15 protein-coding genes are annotated in these 17,587 nt (G+C 66.1%); 8 read left to right on the forward strand and 7 right to left on the reverse strand.

Features of this window, described 5'->3' with window-relative positions; translation table 11 throughout:
• Nucleotides 1-1,338, reverse strand: coding sequence for a Na(+)-translocating NADH-quinone reductase subunit A (locus tag F3I16_RS18920; RefSeq protein ID WP_160495085.1), 1,338 nt, complete (start codon nt 1,336-1,338; stop codon nt 1-3).
• 266 nt (nt 1,339-1,604) lie between these two features.
• Here F3I16_RS18920 and F3I16_RS18925 point away from each other — a divergent pair, with 266 nt between their 5' ends.
• Nucleotides 1,605-2,171, forward strand: a complete 567-nt coding sequence (locus F3I16_RS18925; protein WP_160495086.1) for a chalcone isomerase family protein — start codon at nt 1,605-1,607, stop codon at nt 2,169-2,171.
• 65 nt (nt 2,172-2,236) lie between these two features.
• Here F3I16_RS18925 and F3I16_RS18930 read toward each other — a convergent pair whose 3' ends face one another.
• Together F3I16_RS18930 and F3I16_RS18935 are read right to left on the reverse strand one after the other, a co-directional pair.
• Complete coding sequence (locus F3I16_RS18930) at nt 2,237-3,703, reverse strand: glyceraldehyde-3-phosphate dehydrogenase (RefSeq protein WP_160495087.1); 1,467 nt, start codon at nt 3,701-3,703, stop codon at nt 2,237-2,239.
• Nucleotides 3,704-3,884: 181 nt separating this feature from the next.
• Complete coding sequence (locus F3I16_RS18935; RefSeq protein WP_160495088.1) at nt 3,885-5,234, reverse strand: amino acid permease; 1,350 nt, start codon at nt 5,232-5,234, stop codon at nt 3,885-3,887.
• Nucleotides 5,235-5,383: 149 nt separating this feature from the next.
• On the opposite strand from F3I16_RS18935, the gene mfd reads away from it, so the two are divergent.
• The gene (mfd, locus tag F3I16_RS18940; RefSeq protein WP_160495089.1) at nt 5,384-8,824 is read left to right on the forward strand and encodes a transcription-repair coupling factor; all 3,441 of its coding nucleotides are present in this window, start codon (nt 5,384-5,386) and stop codon (nt 8,822-8,824) included.
• Between the two features lie 13 nt (nt 8,825-8,837).
• Nucleotides 8,838-9,362, forward strand: coding sequence for a CsiV family protein (locus F3I16_RS18945; RefSeq protein ID WP_160495090.1), 525 nt, complete (start codon nt 8,838-8,840; stop codon nt 9,360-9,362).
• A 62-nt stretch (nt 9,363-9,424) separates the two neighbouring features.
• Here the strand turns inward: F3I16_RS18945 and F3I16_RS18950 are convergent, their stop codons facing one another.
• The 3 genes from F3I16_RS18950 to F3I16_RS18960 are packed head-to-tail and all read right to left on the reverse strand — an operon-like array spanning nt 9,425 to nt 11,890.
• Nucleotides 9,425-9,631 (reverse strand): iron-containing alcohol dehydrogenase, encoded by a 207-nt coding sequence (locus F3I16_RS18950; protein ID WP_160495091.1) that lies wholly within the window; start codon nt 9,629-9,631, stop codon nt 9,425-9,427.
• A gap of 36 nt (nt 9,632-9,667) precedes the next feature.
• Nucleotides 9,668-10,582 (reverse strand): response regulator, encoded by a 915-nt coding sequence (locus F3I16_RS18955; protein WP_160495092.1) that lies wholly within the window; start codon nt 10,580-10,582, stop codon nt 9,668-9,670.
• Nucleotides 10,583-10,585: 3 nt separating this feature from the next.
• Nucleotides 10,586-11,890, reverse strand: coding sequence for an ATP-binding protein (locus F3I16_RS18960; RefSeq protein ID WP_160495093.1), 1,305 nt, complete (start codon nt 11,888-11,890; stop codon nt 10,586-10,588).
• Nucleotides 11,891-12,155: 265 nt separating this feature from the next.
• Between F3I16_RS18960 and eat the strand changes: the two genes are divergently transcribed.
• The 5 genes from eat to F3I16_RS18985 all read left to right on the forward strand — a co-directional run bounded on the left by eat (nt 12,156) and on the right by F3I16_RS18985 (nt 16,819).
• The gene (gene eat / locus F3I16_RS18965; RefSeq protein ID WP_160495094.1) at nt 12,156-13,526 is read left to right on the forward strand and encodes an ethanolamine permease; all 1,371 of its coding nucleotides are present in this window, start codon (nt 12,156-12,158) and stop codon (nt 13,524-13,526) included.
• 78 nt (nt 13,527-13,604) lie between these two features.
• On the forward strand, nt 13,605-14,999 hold the full coding sequence (locus F3I16_RS18970) for an ethanolamine ammonia-lyase subunit EutB (protein WP_160495095.1): 1,395 nt from the start codon (nt 13,605-13,607) through the stop codon (nt 14,997-14,999).
• Nucleotides 14,999-15,760: an ethanolamine ammonia-lyase subunit EutC gene (eutC, locus tag F3I16_RS18975; RefSeq protein WP_160495096.1), complete on the forward strand. Its 762-nt coding sequence runs from the start codon at nt 14,999-15,001 to the stop codon at nt 15,758-15,760. The genes F3I16_RS18970 and eutC overlap by 1 nt, the downstream gene beginning before the upstream one ends.
• 51 nt (nt 15,761-15,811) lie before the next feature.
• Entirely contained in the window at nt 15,812-15,979 is a 168-nt protein-coding gene (locus F3I16_RS18980; RefSeq protein WP_160495097.1) for a DUF2897 family protein, read from the forward strand.
• A gap of 78 nt (nt 15,980-16,057) precedes the next feature.
• Nucleotides 16,058-16,819 carry a CPBP family intramembrane glutamic endopeptidase gene (locus F3I16_RS18985; protein WP_160495098.1) on the forward strand — a complete coding sequence of 254 codons (762 nt, stop codon included), beginning with the start codon at nt 16,058-16,060 and terminating at the stop codon, nt 16,817-16,819.
• Here the strand turns inward: F3I16_RS18985 and F3I16_RS18990 are convergent.
• A complete protein-coding gene (locus tag F3I16_RS18990; protein ID WP_372239662.1) occupies nt 16,770-17,519 on the reverse strand; it encodes a substrate-binding periplasmic protein in 750 nt (249 codons plus the stop codon). The two genes, F3I16_RS18985 and F3I16_RS18990, sit on opposite strands and share 50 nt — an antisense overlap.
• Nucleotides 17,520-17,587: the final 68 nt, after the last annotated feature.

The following is a 17,587-nucleotide window of genomic DNA, read 5'->3' on the forward strand; positions in this document are numbered from 1 at the left end:
TCAGCCCTCCTTCTCGATGCGGGTCAGGTTGTCCCGCAGGATCGGACCGTATTCGTACTTACCGGCGCAGACGTAGGTGCACAGCGCCAGGTCTTCCTCGTCCAGCTCCAGGCAGCCGAGTTTCTGCGCCATCTCGGTATCGCCGACGATCAGGTAGCGCAGCAACTGGGTGGGCAGGATATCCAGCGGCATCACCGCCTCGTAGTTGCCCACCGGCACCATGGCGCGCGGGCTGCCGTTGGTGCTGGTGTCGAAGGCGAAGCGCTTGGCCGCCTGCAGCTTGGAAACGAAGATGTTCAGCACCGAGTGCTTGTTCACCCCGGCGCGCAGGTAATGCAGGAACTCGCGCTCACGACCTTCGTGCAGGCAGGAAACCAGCGTGTGGTAACGCCCCAGGAAAGAGAAAGCACCGCGCGAGGTGCGGCCGCCCAGCACCGAACCGGAAATCACCCGGTTATGGCCAGACTGCAGCTCGCCAGCGGTCAACTCGTCCAGGCTGGCGCCGAGACGGGTGCGCAGCAGGCGCGGCTTGTCGACCATCGGACCGGCCAGCGACACCACGCGCGCCACGCTGAGCTGGCCCGTGGTGAACAGCTGACCGATGGCAATCACGTCCTGACAGCCGATGTGCCACACGCTCTTGGTCGCGCTGGCCGGGTCGAGGAAGTGGATATGGGTACCCGGAAGACCAGCCGGGTGCGGGCCGTTGAAGGCCTCGCAGTGCACGCCCGGCAGGCTTTCACCCGGCAACTGCACGCCTTCGGCCTTGCACAGGAAGACCTTGGCCAGACGGGCAAGGACTTTCAGGCCGTTTTCGAAGTCGGCCGCCTGTTCGGCGATGATCACTGCAGGATCTGCCGCCAAGGGCTGGGTATCGATGGCCGTCACGAAGATCGAGCTGGGCACGGCATCCACGGCCGGCACCTTGCTGAACGGGCGTGTGCGCAGCGCAGTCCACAGACCGGACTGCTGCAGATTGTCACGCACGGCCTGGGGCTCCAGGCTGGCCAACTGGGCCGCCTCGTAGCGGGCGAACGCGATGGCGTCATCGCCCTCCAGGTCGATCACCACCGACTGCAGCACGCGCTGCTCGCCGCGATGGATGGCACTGACCACGCCGGCACCCGGCGCGGTGAAGTGCACGCCCGGATTCTTCTTGTCGGAGAACAGCACCTGACCAAGCTTGACCCGGTCGCCGACCTGCACGGCCATGGTCGGCTTCATCCCGTGATAATCGCACCCCATCAAGGCAACGCTGCGCACGGCACGGGCATCATCGATGCGCTGCTCGGGGGCACCGCTGATGGGCAAATCCAGCCCACATTTTATTTTGATCATTGAGTGGTCCAAACACTGAAATCAGTGCTTTTGCAGAGTTGGAACACAACCGGAAGCCCTCGACTGCAGCCAGCACAGCCAACGCCAATAACGGCCCAAAGGTAGCCCCGAAGTGAAAAGCCTTGGGATTATAAGGAGATAACCCCGTACTGCCCACCCGCCAGTTTCTGTTTCGACCCGCAAGTCGTAACACCAAGCAACAGCGGGATACTTGACGCCCTGGTCAGCAGCAGCGAAAACCACTGAAATTCCGAGGAGCTTGCTCCATGCGCTACCTGCTTATACTGACCCTAGTACTCATCGGCAACGGCAACCTGCTGGCCAAGAGCGACAACCCCATCCTCGACCAGGCTGGCTTCAGCAGCACCTATGTGCTGGCCGGCACGCCACTGGAGCGCAAGAACCAGGCACTGCTCACCTATTTATGGGCCGACGTCTATTCCGCCGCCTTCTACACCGAAGCCAGCATCAACCCAAGCCAAGCCGTCAGCCAACCCGCCGCGCAGCGACTGGAACTGTATTACTACCGCGAAATCGCCAAGGAAGATGTGCTCAAGGCCGCCTGGACAACCCTGGAGCGCCAGCACAGCACCACCCAGCTTGAAAAACTGAAACCTGAAGTGGATGCCCTGCACGCCACTTTCCGTGATATCCGCCCCGGTGATCGCTACGCCCTGAACTACTCGGCACAGCAGGGACTGACCCTGGAGCGCAACGGCAGCGAGGTTTTCCGCAGCAGCAATAGCGAACTGGCCCGCGCCTACCTGGGCATCTGGCTGGCCCCCGAGGGCCTGTCGGACAAACTGCGCGAGCAACTGCTGGCTGATCGCTGATTTCGCGGGCCGCTGAAATGCAAAACGGGAGCCTAGGCTCCCGTTTTGTTTGACGCTCTCGCGGCTTAGCGCGGGAAGGCTGGCGGGTTGACCCCGGCCATTTCTTCCATCACGCGGACCACCTGGCAGCTGTAGCCGAACTCGTTGTCGTACCACACGTACAGCACGACACGGTTGTCGTTGACGATGGTGGCTTCGGCATCGACCACGCCGGCGTGGCGCGAACCGACGAAGTCGGTGGACACCACTTCCTGCGACTGGACGAAATCGATCTGCTTCTGCAGATCCGAATGCATGGCCATCTGGCGCAGGTATTCGTTGATTTCTTCGCGGCTGGTGGCCTTCTCCAGGTTCAGATTGAGGATGGCCATGGAGACGTTCGGCGTCGGTACGCGAATCGCGTTGCCGGTCAGCTTGCCCTTGAGTACCGGCAGGGCCTTGGCGGCTGCAGTGGCGGCACCGGTCTCGGTGATCACCATGTTCAGCGGCGCGCTGCGACCACGGCGATCGCCCTTGTGGAAGTTGTCGATCAGGTTCTGGTCGTTGGTGTACGAGTGAACGGTTTCGACGTGGCCATTGACGATGCCGTACTGGTCATTCACCGCCTTGAGCACCGGCACGATGGCGTTGGTGGTGCAGGAAGCGGCCGAGATGATCTTGTCGTCGGCGGTGATTTCGCCATGGTTGATGCCGTGCACGATGTTCTTCAGCGCGCCCTTGCCCGGTGCGGTCAGCACCACGCGATCGACACCCGGGCAGGCCAGGTGCTGGCCCAGGCCGTCGGCATCACGCCAGACGCCGGTGTTGTCCACCAGCAGGGCGTTCTTGATGCCGTATTGGGTGTAGTCGACTTCCTTCGGGTCCTTGGCGTAGATCACCTGGATCAGGTTGCCGTTGGCGGTCAGGGTGTTGTTGGCTTCATCGATGGTGATGGTGCCGTTGAACTTGCCGTGTACCGAGTCGCGGCGCAGCAGGCTGGCGCGCTTGACCAGGTCATTGGTCGCGCCCTTGCGCACGACGATGGCGCGCAGACGCAGGCCGTCGCCACCACCGGTCTTCTCGATCAGGATGCGCGCCAGCAAGCGGCCGATGCGACCGAAGCCATACAGCACCACGTCGGTGCCTTCGCGGCCGGAGCCGTTCTGCTTGCCCACCACATCGGCCAGCTCGTCCTTGACGAACTGCTCGACGCTGCGGCCAGCGCCTTCGGCCTTGAACTTGCAGGCCATCTTGCCCAGGTCCACGGAAGCGGCGCCCAGCTTGAGCTCGCCCATGGCCTTGAGGATCGGGAAGGTATCGTGCACCGACAGTTCGCCCTGATCAGCCAGGCGGTGACGGGCGAAGCGGTGGGCTTTGAGAATGTCGATCACCGAACGGTTGATCAGACCACGGCCGTAGATCGAGGTCACCACACTGTTGTTGCGGTAGAGCTGGCCAATCATCGGAATCATCGCTTCTGCGAGGGCTTCGCGATCGATCCACTCACCGAGACACTGGTCGGGCTTCTGAGTCACGGGCAATACCTTCCACATGTAGGGGCTGAAAAAAGGGGCTACATTATGACGGCGCACGCGCGCCTGAGCAATGCGCGCCTGTCGCCACCCCGCCGCACGCCTCCCGCCCTTAAGCGCCCGGGGCGTTCAGGGCCGGCAAGCGCACCGTCACGCCCGAACCGGTGGGCCGCGATAGGGTCCACCAGCACCGGACATCGCCTCAGGTAGATGCCGCGCGGCGATCGGCGCGGTCGTTGTGCCATTTGATCCAGACATGTACCGGGATGCCGGCAAGCAGCAACAGGGTGCCCAGATAGACCGTCTCGGCACCGGCACCGTAGATTGCCCAGCCGCTGTAGAGAAAACCCAGCCCACCGAGCAGGCCGACCTTGAACAGGGCCGCCCCCTGCAAGCCCTCCCTGCCCTTGAGACGGATCATCAGCTCGGCCAGCGCACAGAAGGCGTAAGGCACCAGGCTGGCCATGACGGCCAGCAGGATGATCGCGCTGAACGCGCCGACCAGACCCTGGGCGAAGTTCATCACCACCAGGATCGAGGCCAGCAGATTGGAAAACACCAGCGCATTGGCCGGCGTGCCGAAGCGCGACAGGCGCCCCATACTGCGTGGAAACACCCGATCCAGCGCGGCGCCATAGGGCACCTGGCCGGTCAGCAGGGTAAAACCGTTGAGGGTGCCGAAGGTGGCGATCACCGCCCCGACAGCCACCAGCACGCCGCCGACCTCGCCCCACATCGAACGCGCCACATCGGCCAGCGGCGCACTGGAGGCCGCCAGCTGATCGGCTGGCAGCACCCCCATGGCCACCGCCGACACGGCCATGTACACGCTTGCCGCCAGCAGCACGCCGAACAGGGTGGCGCGCGGAATGGTTTTCGCCGGCTCGACGACCTCGCCGGCCGGTACCGTGGCCGACTCCAGCCCGAGGAAGGCCCACAGCGTGACTGCCGCTGCCGCGGAAATCGCTGCCAGGTCGGACTGCTCGCTGCGATTGAGCACGGCGAAGTGGGCCGGCTCTACCCACCACCAGCCCAGCACGCCGATCAACAGCAGCGGCACCAGCTTGAGCACGGTGGTCAGCACCTGCACGGCCCCCGCCTCCTTCACCCCGCGCACGTTGATCAGCGTCAGCAACCAGATCGCCGCCAGTGCCGTCAACAGGCTGTAGCCCGAAGACTCACCGATCGCCGGGAACAGGTAGCCGACATAGCCGGCCAGCGCCACCGCCACCGCGGCATTGCCGGTCCAGAGGGTGATCCAGTAGCCCCAGGCGATGAGGAATCCGGCGAATTCGCCATAGCCCGCCTCGGTATAGGCGTAGGGACCACCGGTCTTCTGCACCAGCTGCGACAGCCGGCCGAAAAGGATCGCCAGCACCAGCGCACCACAGGAGGTCAGCAGCCAGCCAGCTAGCGAGATGGGGCCGTAGGGCGCCAGCGAGGCCGGCAGCAGAAAAATCCCCGAACCGATCATGTTACCCACCACCAATGCGGTGCAGGCCATCAGGCCAAGCCCCTTGGTGGAAGAAACTGAAGACTGCTGCTCAACCATGGACACACTCCTTGAGTCGGTTGGCTGCAGTGTAGGCCGACCCACGCAGGGCAATGCAACGGCGCAAGCGCACAACCGTTCGGCTGGCTCGCCCGCCACCCTGCACTTGGTTACAATCGCGACCCTGTTCCCCAGCCGTAGTGCCACCCGTGTCCGTACTGCACCTGCCGAAACTACCCGCCGCCAGCGGCAAGCAGCACTGGGGCAACCTGCCCGGCGCCGCGCTGTCCCTGGCGATTGCCGAAGCCGCCAGCGCCGCCAAGCGCTTCACCCTGCTGCTGACCGCCGACAGCCAGAGCGCCGAGCGCCTGCAGGAAGAACTGGCGTTTTTCGCCCCGGACCTGCCGGTGCTGCACTTTCCCGACTGGGAAACCCTGCCCTACGACCTGTTTTCCCCGCACCAGGACATCATTTCCCAGCGCATCGCCGCGCTTTACCGCCTGCCGCAGCTCAAGCACGGCGTGCTGGTGGTGCCGATCAGCACCGCCCTGCACCGCCTGGCGCCGACCCGCTTCCTGCTCGGCTCCGGGCTGGTGCTGGACGTCGGCCAGAAGCTGGATGTCGACGAAATGCGCGCGCGCCTGGAAGCCGCCGGCTACCGCTGCGTGGATACCGTCTACGAGCACGGCGAGTTCGCCGTGCGCGGCGCGCTGATCGACCTGTTCCCGATGGGCAGCGAGACGCCGTTTCGCATCGACCTGTTCGACGACGAGATCGAGACCCTGCGCACCTTCGACCCGGAAACCCAGCGTTCGGTGGACAAGGTCGAGTCGATCCGCCTGCTGCCGGCCCGCGAATTCCCGCTGGACAAGAAATCCGTCACCGATTTTCGCGGCCGCTTCCGCGAGCGCTTCGACGTGGATTTCCGCCGCTGCCCGATCTACCAGGACCTTTCCACCGGCATCACCCCGGCCGGCATCGAGTACTACCTGCCGCTGTTCTTCGAAGAAAGCGCCACCCTGTTCGACTACCTGCCGGGCGACACCCAGGTGTTTTCCCTGCCCGGCATCGAGAAGGCCGCCGAACACTTCTGGACCGACGCCCGCGCCCGCTATGAAGACCGTAAGGTCGACCCCGAGCGCCCGCTGCTGCCGCCGGCCGACCTGTTCCTGCCGGTGGAAGACTGCTTCGCCCGCCTGAAGAACTGGCCGCGGGTGGTCGCCGACCCGGCCGATATCGAAACCGGCGTCGGCCGCGAGCGCTTCGACGCCCGCGCCCTGCCCGACCTGGCGATCCAGGCCAAGGCCAGCGAGCCGCTGGCGGCGCTACGGCGCTTTATCGAGGAGTACCCCGGCCGGGTGCTGTTCTGCGCCGAATCGGCCGGGCGCCGCGAAGTGCTGCTGGAGCTGCTCGCCCGCCTCAAGCTGAAACCGCTGGAAGTCGGCGGTTGGCCGGAGTTCGCCGAGAGCCAGTCACGCCTGGGCATCTGCATCGCCCCGCTGGACGAAGGCCTGCTGCTCGACGACATCGCCCTGATCGCCGAGAGCCCGCTGTTCGGCCAGCGCGTGATGCAGCGCCGCCGCCGCGAGAAATCGCGCGATGGTGGCGACAACGTGATCAAGAACCTCACCGAGCTGCGTGAAGGCTCGCCGGTGGTGCATATCGACCACGGTGTAGGCCGCTACCTGGGCCTGGTTACCCTGGAAATCGACGGCCAGGCCGCCGAATTCCTCGCCCTGATGTACGCCGAGGAAGCCAAGCTGTACGTGCCGGTGGCCAGCCTGCACCTGATCGCCCGCTACACCGGCAGCGATGACGCCCTAGCCCCGCTGCACCGCCTGGGTTCGGAAACCTGGCAGAAGGCCAAGCGCAAAGCCGCCGAGCAGGTGCGCGATGTCGCTGCCGAGCTGCTCGACATCTACGCCCGCCGCGCCGCCCGCGAAGGCTATGCATTCAAGGACCCACTGGCCGACTACGCCACCTTCAGCGCCGGCTTCCCTTTCGAGGAAACCCCGGACCAGCAGACCGCCATCGAAGCGGTGCTGGCCGATATGCTCGCACCCAAACCGATGGATCGCCTGGTCTGCGGCGACGTCGGCTTCGGCAAGACCGAAGTGGCCATGCGCGCGGCCTTTATTGCCGTACATAGCGGTCGTCAGGTGGCGGTACTGGTACCGACCACCCTGCTCGCCCAGCAGCACTACAACAGCTTCCGCGACCGCTTCGCCGACTGGCCGGTGACGGTCGAAGTGATGAGCCGCTTCAAGTCGGCCAAGGAGGTCAACGAGGCGGTGGCCAAACTGGCCGAAGGCAAGATCGACATCGTCATCGGCACCCACAAGCTGCTGCAGGACGATGTGCGCTTCAAGGACCTGGGCCTGTGCATCATCGACGAGGAACACCGCTTCGGCGTGCGCCAGAAGGAACAGCTCAAGGCCCTGCGCAGCGAGGTGGACATCCTCACCCTGACCGCCACGCCGATTCCACGCACCCTGAACATGGCCGTGGCCGGCATGCGCGACCTGTCGATCATCGCCACCCCGCCGGCGCGCCGCCTGTCGGTGCGCACCTTCGTCATGGAGCAGAACAACCCGACGATCAAGGAAGCGCTGCTGCGTGAGCTGCTGCGCGGCGGCCAGGTGTATTACCTGCACAACGACGTGAAGACCATCGAGAAGTGCGCCGCCGACCTGGCCGAGCTGGTGCCGGAAGCGCGCATCGGCATCGGCCACGGGCAGATGCGCGAGCGCGAGCTGGAACAGGTGATGAGCGACTTCTATCACAAGCGCTTCAACGTGCTGATCGCCTCGACCATCATCGAAACTGGCATCGACGTGCCGAGCGCCAACACCATCCTCATCGAGCGCGCCGACAAGTTCGGCCTGGCACAGCTACACCAGCTGCGCGGCCGCGTCGGTCGCAGCCACCACCAGGCCTACGCCTACCTGCTGACTCCGCCGCGCAAGCAGATGACCGAAGACGCACAGAAGCGCCTGGAAGCCATCAGCAACGCCCAGGACCTCGGCGCCGGCTTTGTCCTGGCTACCCACGATCTGGAAATCCGCGGCGCCGGCGAACTGCTCGGCGACGGCCAGAGCGGACAGATCCAGGCGGTCGGCTTCACCCTCTATATGGAAATGCTCGAACGCGCGGTCAAAGCCATCCGCAAGGGCGAGCAACCCAACCTCGACCAGCCACTCGGCGGCGGCCCCGAGATCAACCTGCGGGTTCCCGCACTGATCCCCGAAGACTACCTGCCGGACGTGCACGCACGACTGATCCTTTACAAGCGCATCGCCAACGCCGCCGACGAAGATGGCCTGAAGGAGCTGCAGGTAGAGATGATCGACCGCTTCGGCCTGCTGCCAGACCCGACCAAGAACCTGGTGCGCATCACCCTGCTCAAGCTGCAGGCAGAGAAGCTCGGGATCAAGAAGATCGATGCCGGCCCGCAGGGCGGACGCATCGAGTTCGCCGCCACCACCTGTGTCGATCCGCTGACCCTGATCAAGCTGATCCAGAGCCAACCCAAGCGCTACAAGTTTGAAGGCGCAACGATGTTCAAGTTCCAGGTGCCGATGGAGCGCCCGGAAGAACGTTTCAATACCCTCGAGGCCCTGCTCGAGCGTCTACTCTCGCAATCTGTTTAAAGGACTGACCCCCATGCGCGCGTTCCGCCACTTCACCCTGCTGCTCTGCCTGCTGGCACCGTCGGCCTTCGCCGATGCGCTGTACCAGATCGAGGTCATCGTGTTCCGCCAAGCCGGCCAGCCCGTGGTCGCCAGCCAGCCGGCGCCGGACGACTGGGCCCTGGGCGCCCAGCCGATCAGCGCCAGCGAGCGCCCGGTGGCGCTGACCGAAGTCGCCGACAAGCTCAACCCCGGCAGTGGCTACCAGGTGCTGCTGCACAAGGGCTGGACCCAGAGCCTGGGCGCGGTGCCGAGCAAGGCGGCGCTGAGCATCGGCAACGAGCAGTTCGGCCACTACCCGGTGGAAGGCGCCATCGCCCTCACCCAGCTGGAACGCCTGGTCGATATCGACGCCAATATCTGGGTCAACCAGTTCGACGCCGACGGCCTGCTCACCGGCAGCGAGCACATGAAGCAGCGCAGTCGCCTGAAGAACGGCGAACTGACCTACCTGGACCACGGCAGCCTGGGCATGCTGGTCAAGATCCAGCCGCTCTGAGCCATGTCGCTCTGCAGAAGCCCCGCCATGCGGGGCTTTTTCATGTGCGCAGCGCGGCCGAACTAGGACAGCGCCGCGGCCGGCTGGTCGAGCGGCTGCGCCAGGCGGCCATCGGCGTCCCGCAGCGGCAGGCGATGCGGGGCCGCCAGACGCTGGCGCAGGCGCTCGACGAACTGGCCGGCCGCCTCCTGCGAACTAAACGGCACGGCACAGTGGCCGAACTCGACCAGCCAGCCGCGCTCGGCGACCTGGTTCATGCGAATGTTCATCCGAGTACTCCTTGTCGATGAGCGGAAGCCCGCGGCTCAGGCGCTGAGCCGTTCGCGCAGGCGGCCGAGCATGCCCAGCAGGCTGCCGACCCGCTCGCGTTCGGGCTGCTCGCGCGGCACCTCGGCCAGGCGAGTGACCAGCTGCTGTGGCTGCGCGCGATAGATCAGTGCCTGCTCGGCCGCGGCGCGCAGGCCCTTGTCGAACAGGCCGCGGCGGACCGGCTTGGGCAGGTAGCGGAAGATCTGCGCCTCGTTGATCAGCTTGAGCAGCGCCTGGGTATCGCAGAACGGCGTCACCACCAGGCTGAGCAACTTCGGATGGGCCTGGGCCAGGCTCTTGAGCAACGGCGCGGTGTCCTCGCCGGCCAGGCGCAGGTCGCTGACCAGCAGGTCGACCCGCTCGCTGTTGAGCACTCGCAGCGCCTCGCCCAGGCTGGCGGCACGCAGCAGGCGATGGCCGCCGGTCATGCAGAAGGCGCCCACGCAGTCGAAGGTTTCCTCGGCGTCATCCAGCAGCAGCACATTCAACCCCTGCGGCGCGCTTGGCAATGTGGCACGCGCCGGCAGCTGTTGCTGGCTCTGGGCAATCTGCGCGGCCTGGCGCAGGGTAAAGGCCATCTCCTGCGGGTCCCAGGGTTTGGTCAGGTAACGGAAGATGCCGCCATCGTTCAAGGCCTCGATCGCCGCCTCCAGATCGGAATAGCCGGTCAGCAGGATGCGCATGGCGTCCGGCTGCAGCTCGCGGGCCTGGGCCAGCAACTCGGCGCCGCTCATCTGCGGCATGCGCTGGTCGCTGACGATCACCTGCACCGGCTCGTGGCGCAGGCGTTCCAGGGCGCGGCGCGGATCGCTCTCGGTAAGCACCTCGTAGTCGCGGCGAAACTGCAGGGCGAGGCTGCGCAGGATGCGCTCCTCGTCGTCGACGAACAGGATGCGGATCGGTGGGTTCATGGGTCAGGCGCTCCGTTGCAGGGCGGCAGCCTGGCCATGCGGCAGGCTGATCAGGAAGCGCGTGCCGCGCCCCGGTTCAGACACCACGCGGATGCTGCCGCCGTGGTCCTGGATGATCTTGAAACTGATCGACAGGCCCAGGCCGGTGCCCTGGCCCACCGGTTTGGTGGTGAAGAACGGGTCGAAGATGCGCTTGAGCACCTCCGGCGGCATGCCGCGGCCGTTGTCCTGCACGGAAATCAGCACCTGCCGCGCGTCCGCCCAGCTCTTCAGCTGGATGCGGCCGAAGCCGTCCATGGCCTGGGCCGCGTTGTTCAGCAGGTTGAGCAGCACCTGGTTGATCTGCGACGGCGCGCAGGCGATGCGCGGCAGCTCGCCGAGCTGCTGCTGCACCTCGGCCTTGTCCTTGATGTGGTTGCGGGCGATCAGCAGGGCGCTGCGGATGCAGTCGTTGAGATCGACCTCCTCGCTCATGGCGCGTTCCAGGCGGGCGAAGTCCTTGAGGCCGACCACCAGTTCGCCGATCTGCTGCAGGCCGTAGCGGGTGTCGTCGAACAGTTGCGTCAGGTCGTCGCCCAGCAGCTCGGGAGCCGCCAGCGCGCGAGCCCGGGCCGCGCCGTCGAAGGCCTGGGCCAGAGCGTCTTCGCGGCAGGCCGGATCAGCCAGGCAATCGCCCAGGCGGGCCTGGGCCTCGGCCAGGTCGAGCAGCGGCGTGGTCAGTTCGCGCAGCAGCTGCAGGTTGTTCGTCACGTAGCCCAGCGGGGTGTTCAGCTCGTGGGCCACGCCGGCGACCATCTGCCCCAGCGAGGCCATCTTCTCCGACTGCACCAGTTGCGCCTGGGACTCCTTGAGCTCGACCAGCGCCTTGCGCAGTACCAGGTTGCGCTGGGTCACCCGGCTTTCCATGGCCTTGAGCAGGTCGAGCACGGTGCCCAGGCCGCGATACAGGCCGTGTTCGTCGATCAGGATGAAGTCGTCGCGGATCGGCGACTGCAGCTGCGCGGTGATCTGCCGCGCCGCCTCCTCCAGGCTGGTGTGCTGACTGACCACCAGCGGCGCCGGATTCATCACCTCGCTTACCGGCTTGCGCCCCCACAGGTCGCGGCCGAAGCGCTGCATGAAGATGTCCTGCAGGGTCGAACGACTGACCAGGCCCAGCGGCCGGCCGTGCTCATCCACCACCGGCAGCGAGAGGAAGGCCTGGTGCTCGGGGCGCAACAACTGGTCGGCCACGTCGCTGATGCTGATTGTGGCGAGCAAGGGCGAAATCGGCCGCAGCAAGTGGGTCAGGGCGGGAACAACATCCATGGAACCAATCCCGAACAGTACGAATGGCCGGCATTGAAGCAGCACCAGGTTGCCGGCGTGTGACAGCCGTCACGCCGCCGCGGCAGGCGCGCCCGCGCCTCGCCGCGTACCGAAACGCATCGCGCCGGCCCCGCCGCGCACCACTCTGCAGCAGCCAAGCCCCTCCGGAGCCGGGCAAAGCGCCGGCTGGCGCGACTTGCGCCGACCTGGCACAGGCAGTGCACTGCATCGCCCATCTCAGGTTGAATGCACAGGGGAACAGCGCATGACCACACAACTCAAAGCCAGCCTCGGCACCCTGCACCTGTGGGGCATCGCCGTCGGCCTGGTGATTTCCGGGGAGTATTTCGGCTGGAGCTACGGCTGGGGCGTGGCGGGCACCCTGGGGTTCCTGATCACCGCGCTGATGGTCGCGGCCATGTACACCTGCTTCATCTTCAGCTTCACCGAGCTGACCACCGCCATCCCCCATGCCGGCGGCCCGTTCGCCTACAGCCGCCGCGCCTTCGGCGAGAAAGGCGGGCTGATCGCCGGTCTGGCCACGCTGATCGAGTTCGTCTTCGCCCCGCCGGCCATCGCCATGGCCATCGGCGCCTACCTCAACGTGCAGTTTCCCGGGCTCGATCCGAAGCACGCGGCGGTCGGCGCCTACATCATCTTCATGGGTCTGAATATCCTCGGGGTGAGCATCGCCGCCACCTTCGAGCTGGTGGTGACCGTGCTGGCCGTGGCCGAACTGCTGGTGTTCATGGGCGTGGTCGCGCCGGGCTTCAGCTTCAGCAACTTCGTGCTCAATGGCTGGGCCGGCAGCAACGAGTTCGGCCTGCCGGCGATTTCCGGGATCTTCGCCGCCATCCCCTTCGCCATCTGGTTCTTCCTCGCCATCGAGGGTGCGGCGATGGCCGCCGAGGAAGCCAAGGACCCCAAGCGCACCATTCCCAAGGCCTACCTGAGCGGCATCCTGACCCTGGTGGCGCTGGCCCTCGGGGTGATGATCATGGCCGGCGGCGTCGGCGACTGGAGCACCCTGGCCAATATCAACGACCCGCTGCCGCAGGCGATGAAGACCGTGGTCGGCGAAAACTCCGGCTGGCTGCATATGCTGGTGTGGATCGGCCTGTTCGGCCTGGTGGCCAGCTTCCACGGCATCATCCTCGGCTACTCGCGGCAGTTCTTCGCCCTGGCCCGTGCCGGCTACCTGCCCAAGGGCCTGGCCAAGCTGTCGCGCTTCCACACCCCGCACCGGGCGATCCTCGCCGGCGGCGTGGTCGGCATCGCGGCGATCTACAGCGACGGCCTGATCAACCTGCAGGGCATGAGCCTGACCGCGGCGATGATCACCATGAGCGTGTTCGGTGCCATTGTCATGTACATCATGAGCATGCTCAGCCTGTTCAAGCTGCGCCAGAGCGAGCCGAACCTGGAGCGCAGCTTCATGGCCCCCGGCTACCCGCTGGTACCGGGCATCGCCCTGGCCCTGGCGCTGGTCTGCCTGGTCGCCATGGCCTGGTTCAACACCACCATCGGCCTGATCTTCCTCGGCTTCATGGCGGTCGGCTTCGCCTACTTCCAGCTCACCGCCCAGCAGCGGGCCGATGCCCCCAGCGATGCGCTGCTCAGCGGTGAAGCCGCCTGATAAAAGCTCTATGCTGCAACGCGAGCCCCGGCATGCCGGGGCTCGCTTTTTCACTCGCGCACTCGGCTGGAGCCCGCCATGCCCTTCCAGACCACCGTCGGCAACCAGGTCTACCGCTTCGCCGACCTCAAGACCCTGCTGGCCAAGGCCAGCCCGGCGCGCTCCGGCGACTACCTGGCCGGCCTCGCCGCCGCCACCTACGAAGAACGCATGGCGGCCAAGCTGGCCCTGGCCGACGTGCCGCTCAAGGCCTTCCTCAACGAGGCGCTGATTCCCTACGAGCAGGACGAAGTCACCCGGCTGATCATCGACCGCCACGACGCGCGCGCCTTCGCCCCGATCAGCCACCTCACCGTCGGCGACCTGCGCGACTGGCTGCTGCTCGACTCCACCGACAGCGCCACCCTGAGTGCCATGGCCATGGGCCTGACCCCGGAGATGGTGGCCGCGGTGAGCAAGCTGATGCGCAACCAGGACCTGATCCTGGTGGCCAAGAAGTGCCGGGTGATCACCCGCTTTCGCAACACCATCGGCCTGCCCGGCCACCTCTCGGTGCGCCTGCAGCCCAACCACCCCACCGACGACGTGCGCGGCATCGCCGCCAGCCTGCTCGACGGCCTGTTGTATGGCTCGGGTGACGCCACCGTCGGCATCAACCCGGCCAGCGACTCGCTGCCGACCCTGATGCGCCTGTGGCAGATGATGGACGAGGTGCGCCAGCACTTCGACATCCCCATGCAGAGCTGCGTGCTGACCCACGTCACCACGCAGATCCAGGCCATCGAGGCCGGCGCGCCGATCGACCTGGTGTTCCAGTCGATCGCCGGCAGCGAGAAGACCAACGCCAGCTTCGGCGTGTCGCTGGCCATTCTCAAGGAAGCCCACGAGGCGGCGCTGAGCCTCAAGCGCGGCACAGTCGGCGACAACCTGATGTACTTCGAGACCGGCCAGGGCAGCGCGCTGTCGGCCGGCGGCCACCATGGCGTCGACCAGCAGACCTGCGAGACCCGCGCCTATGCGGTAGCCCGCGAATTCAAGCCGCTGCTGGTGAATACCGTGGTCGGCTTCATCGGCCCGGAGTACCTGTACGACGGCAAGCAGATCATCCGCGCCGGCCTGGAAGACCACTTCTGCGCCAAGCTGCTGGGCCTGCCGATGGGTTGCGACGTGTGCTACACCAACCATGCCGAAGCCGACCAGGACGACATGGACAGCCTGCTGACCCTGCTCGGTGCGGCCGGCCTCAGCTTCATCATGGGCATACCCGGCGCCGACGACATCATGCTCAACTACCAGAGCACCTCGTTCCACGACGCGCTGTACCTGCGTTCGGTCCTCGGCCTCAAGCGCGCCCCGGAATTCGACGCCTGGCTCACGCGCATGGCGATCACCGAGCCTTCCGGCGCGCTGCGCGAGATCGGTCGCGGCCACCACCTGCTCAAGCAACTGCCTTTCGTTTCGGGAGCCGCCTGATGAGCGACCAGGACCTGACGCAAGCCAACCCCTGGGACGAGCTGCGCGCGCACACCTCGGCGCGCATCGCCCTGGGCCGGGTCGGTTCGAGCCTGCCGACCCGCGAAGTACTCAAGTTCGGCCTGGCCCACGCCCAGGCCCGCGATGCCGTGCACCGCCCGCTGGATTTCGCCGAACTCAAGCAGCAACTGCGTCACGCCGGCTTCCGCACCCTGCAGGTGCACAGCAACGCCAGCGACCGGCAGACCTACCTGCTGCGCCCGGATTACGGCCGCCACCTCAGCGAGGAGTGCCGGGCCCGCCTGCTGCACGAACTGGCCGCACCGGAGCTGGCCATCGTCCTCGCCGATGGCCTGTCGGCGGTGGCCATCCAGCGCCATGCCCTGCCCCTGCTGGAACTGCTGCGCGAACGTTTCGCCACCGACTGGGCCAACACCCCGGTGGTGCTGGCCGAACAGGGCCGCGTGGCGATTGGCGACGGCATCGGCGAGGCCCTGCGCGCGCGCCTGGTCATCGTGCTGATCGGCGAACGACCGGGGCTCAGTTCGCCGGACAGCCTGGGTATCTACCTGACCTACCAGCCGCGGCCGGGCATGATGGACAGCCAGCGCAACTGCATCTCCAACGTGCGCCCCGAGGGCCTGCCCTATGCCCTGGCCGCGCACAAACTGGAGTTCCTCGCCCGTCAGGCCCTGCGCCTGCAATTGTCTGGAGTCGAGCTGAAGGACGACAGCAGCCTGCTAAGTGTGCTGGGCAACTGACAGGTCTGGCGTAGGGGGTTATGGTGGAGCTGTAACGAAAGGAGAAACCTAATGCCCTGGTATGCCTGGTTAATCATGATCCTCGCCCTCGGCTCAATCGTCGGCAGCCTGATGCTGCTGCGCGACAGCGCACGCAAGCTGCCGCTGAGCGAAGAACAGCTCAAGCGCATCCATGCGCGCAATGCCGAGCAAGATGCCAAGGACGCTAAAGACCACTAAGCACGGTCCACCTGCCGCCGAAAATCCGCTACTCGTCCTGCCCCGGATGGCATCCGGGCTACGCCACAAGGAAGTTGCATGCCACCCCTGCACCTGCGCTTGCTATTGCCGGTCATAGCCCTCGGCCTGGGCCTGGCGTTCGGTTTTATCCAGCCGCTGGGCCTGCTGTTTGCCATTCTGCTGATCGGCTGGCTGCTGTTCGCCGGCCCCTACCTGCCGCACTGGCTGTGGTGGTCGGGCGGCCTGCTCGCCGGCATCGCCCTGGCCGCCCACCTGCTGCCCGGCTTCCTGCCTGTCGAACTGTGGCCGCCCCGGCAGATCAGTGCGGATGCTCGGCCCTATGCCCTGCGCCTGTCCTGGGACAAGCTGCTGCTCGGCCTGACTCTGCTGGCCTGGTGGCTGGGCCAGCCGTCGCGCAGCCAGCCCCTGGGCAAACCCGTGTGGCTGGTCATGGGCCCGACCTTGCTGCTGGTGCCGCTGCTGGCACTGCTGCTGGGTGTGGTGAGCTGGCAACCGAAATGGCCGCAGGGCCTGTGGCTATGGCTGGCGGTGAACCTGGGGGTGGCGGTGTTGGCCGAGGAGTTGCTGTTCCGCGCCTGGCTGCAACCGCAGCTGATCAAACTGCTGGGCCTGTGGCCTGGGCTGCTGCTGACCGCCGCGCTGTTCGGCGCCGCGCATATCCCGTTCAGCCCGCTATTTGCCCTAGTCGCCGCCCTGGCCGGCCTCGGCTACGGCCTGGCGTTCCACTGCAGCGGGCGCCTGAGCCTGGCCATCGCCCTGCACGGGGCGGTCAATCTGCTGCATCTGCTGTTGCTGAGCTACCCGCTACGCGTGGCCTGACCTCGATGCCGTAGGGCGCGAACACCCGGGTCAGCTGGCCATTGGCGCGCAATTGCTGCATCAGCTGGCGAAAGCGCTCGGCGCTGATCGGCGCCTGCGGCCGCAGGATCGCGTAATGCCGGTAGACCTGGTCGACCCACTCGGAAACCAGCAGCTGCTCGCGCAACTCGGGCTTTTCGCGCAGGTAGGCTCCCAGCCAGGAGCGGGTGATCGGCGCCACATCGACGCGCCCGCGCAGCACCATGTTCAGGTTGCTTTCATGGGAATAGGTCAGTTTGGCCTGGAAGTTCTCCTCCAGCCAGAGCGGGTCGTTGTTGAAGCCGGCAAAACCGTAGTGGTAGCCGTTGAACAAGGCCATGCGCTTGCCCATCAGGTTTTCGAAGTAGCGTTGGTCGCGCCCCGACTGCACCCGGGCGATGAAGACCTCGGCATCTTCCAGGCCCAGATCGATGCGCGCCCCGGGGATGCCCTGCCAGCCCCAGTCCGGGTTCTCGAAGATGGCCATGTCGATGCGGCCCTGCTGCAAATCGCCGAAGCGCCGATTCAGCGAAGTGGCCCGCAGGACGAACTGGTAGTCGCCCTGGATCTGGTTGAGCGCCGCGACCAGTTCGCTGAGCAGGCCCTGCTGCACGCCCTGCTCCGGCTTGATCACGTAGGGAGGGAAATGCACGGCCGCAATCTGCACGGTTTGCGCGGCCATGGCCGTGCCACCGCCCATGCCGAGCAGTGCCAGCAGACAGGCTTGCCAGCGTCCGCGACCGCAAAGCT

It is taken from the genome of Pseudomonas sp. L-22-4S-12 (assembly GCF_009799935.1).
In the GTDB taxonomy this organism is placed as follows: Bacteria; Pseudomonadota; Gammaproteobacteria; order Pseudomonadales; family Pseudomonadaceae; genus Aquipseudomonas.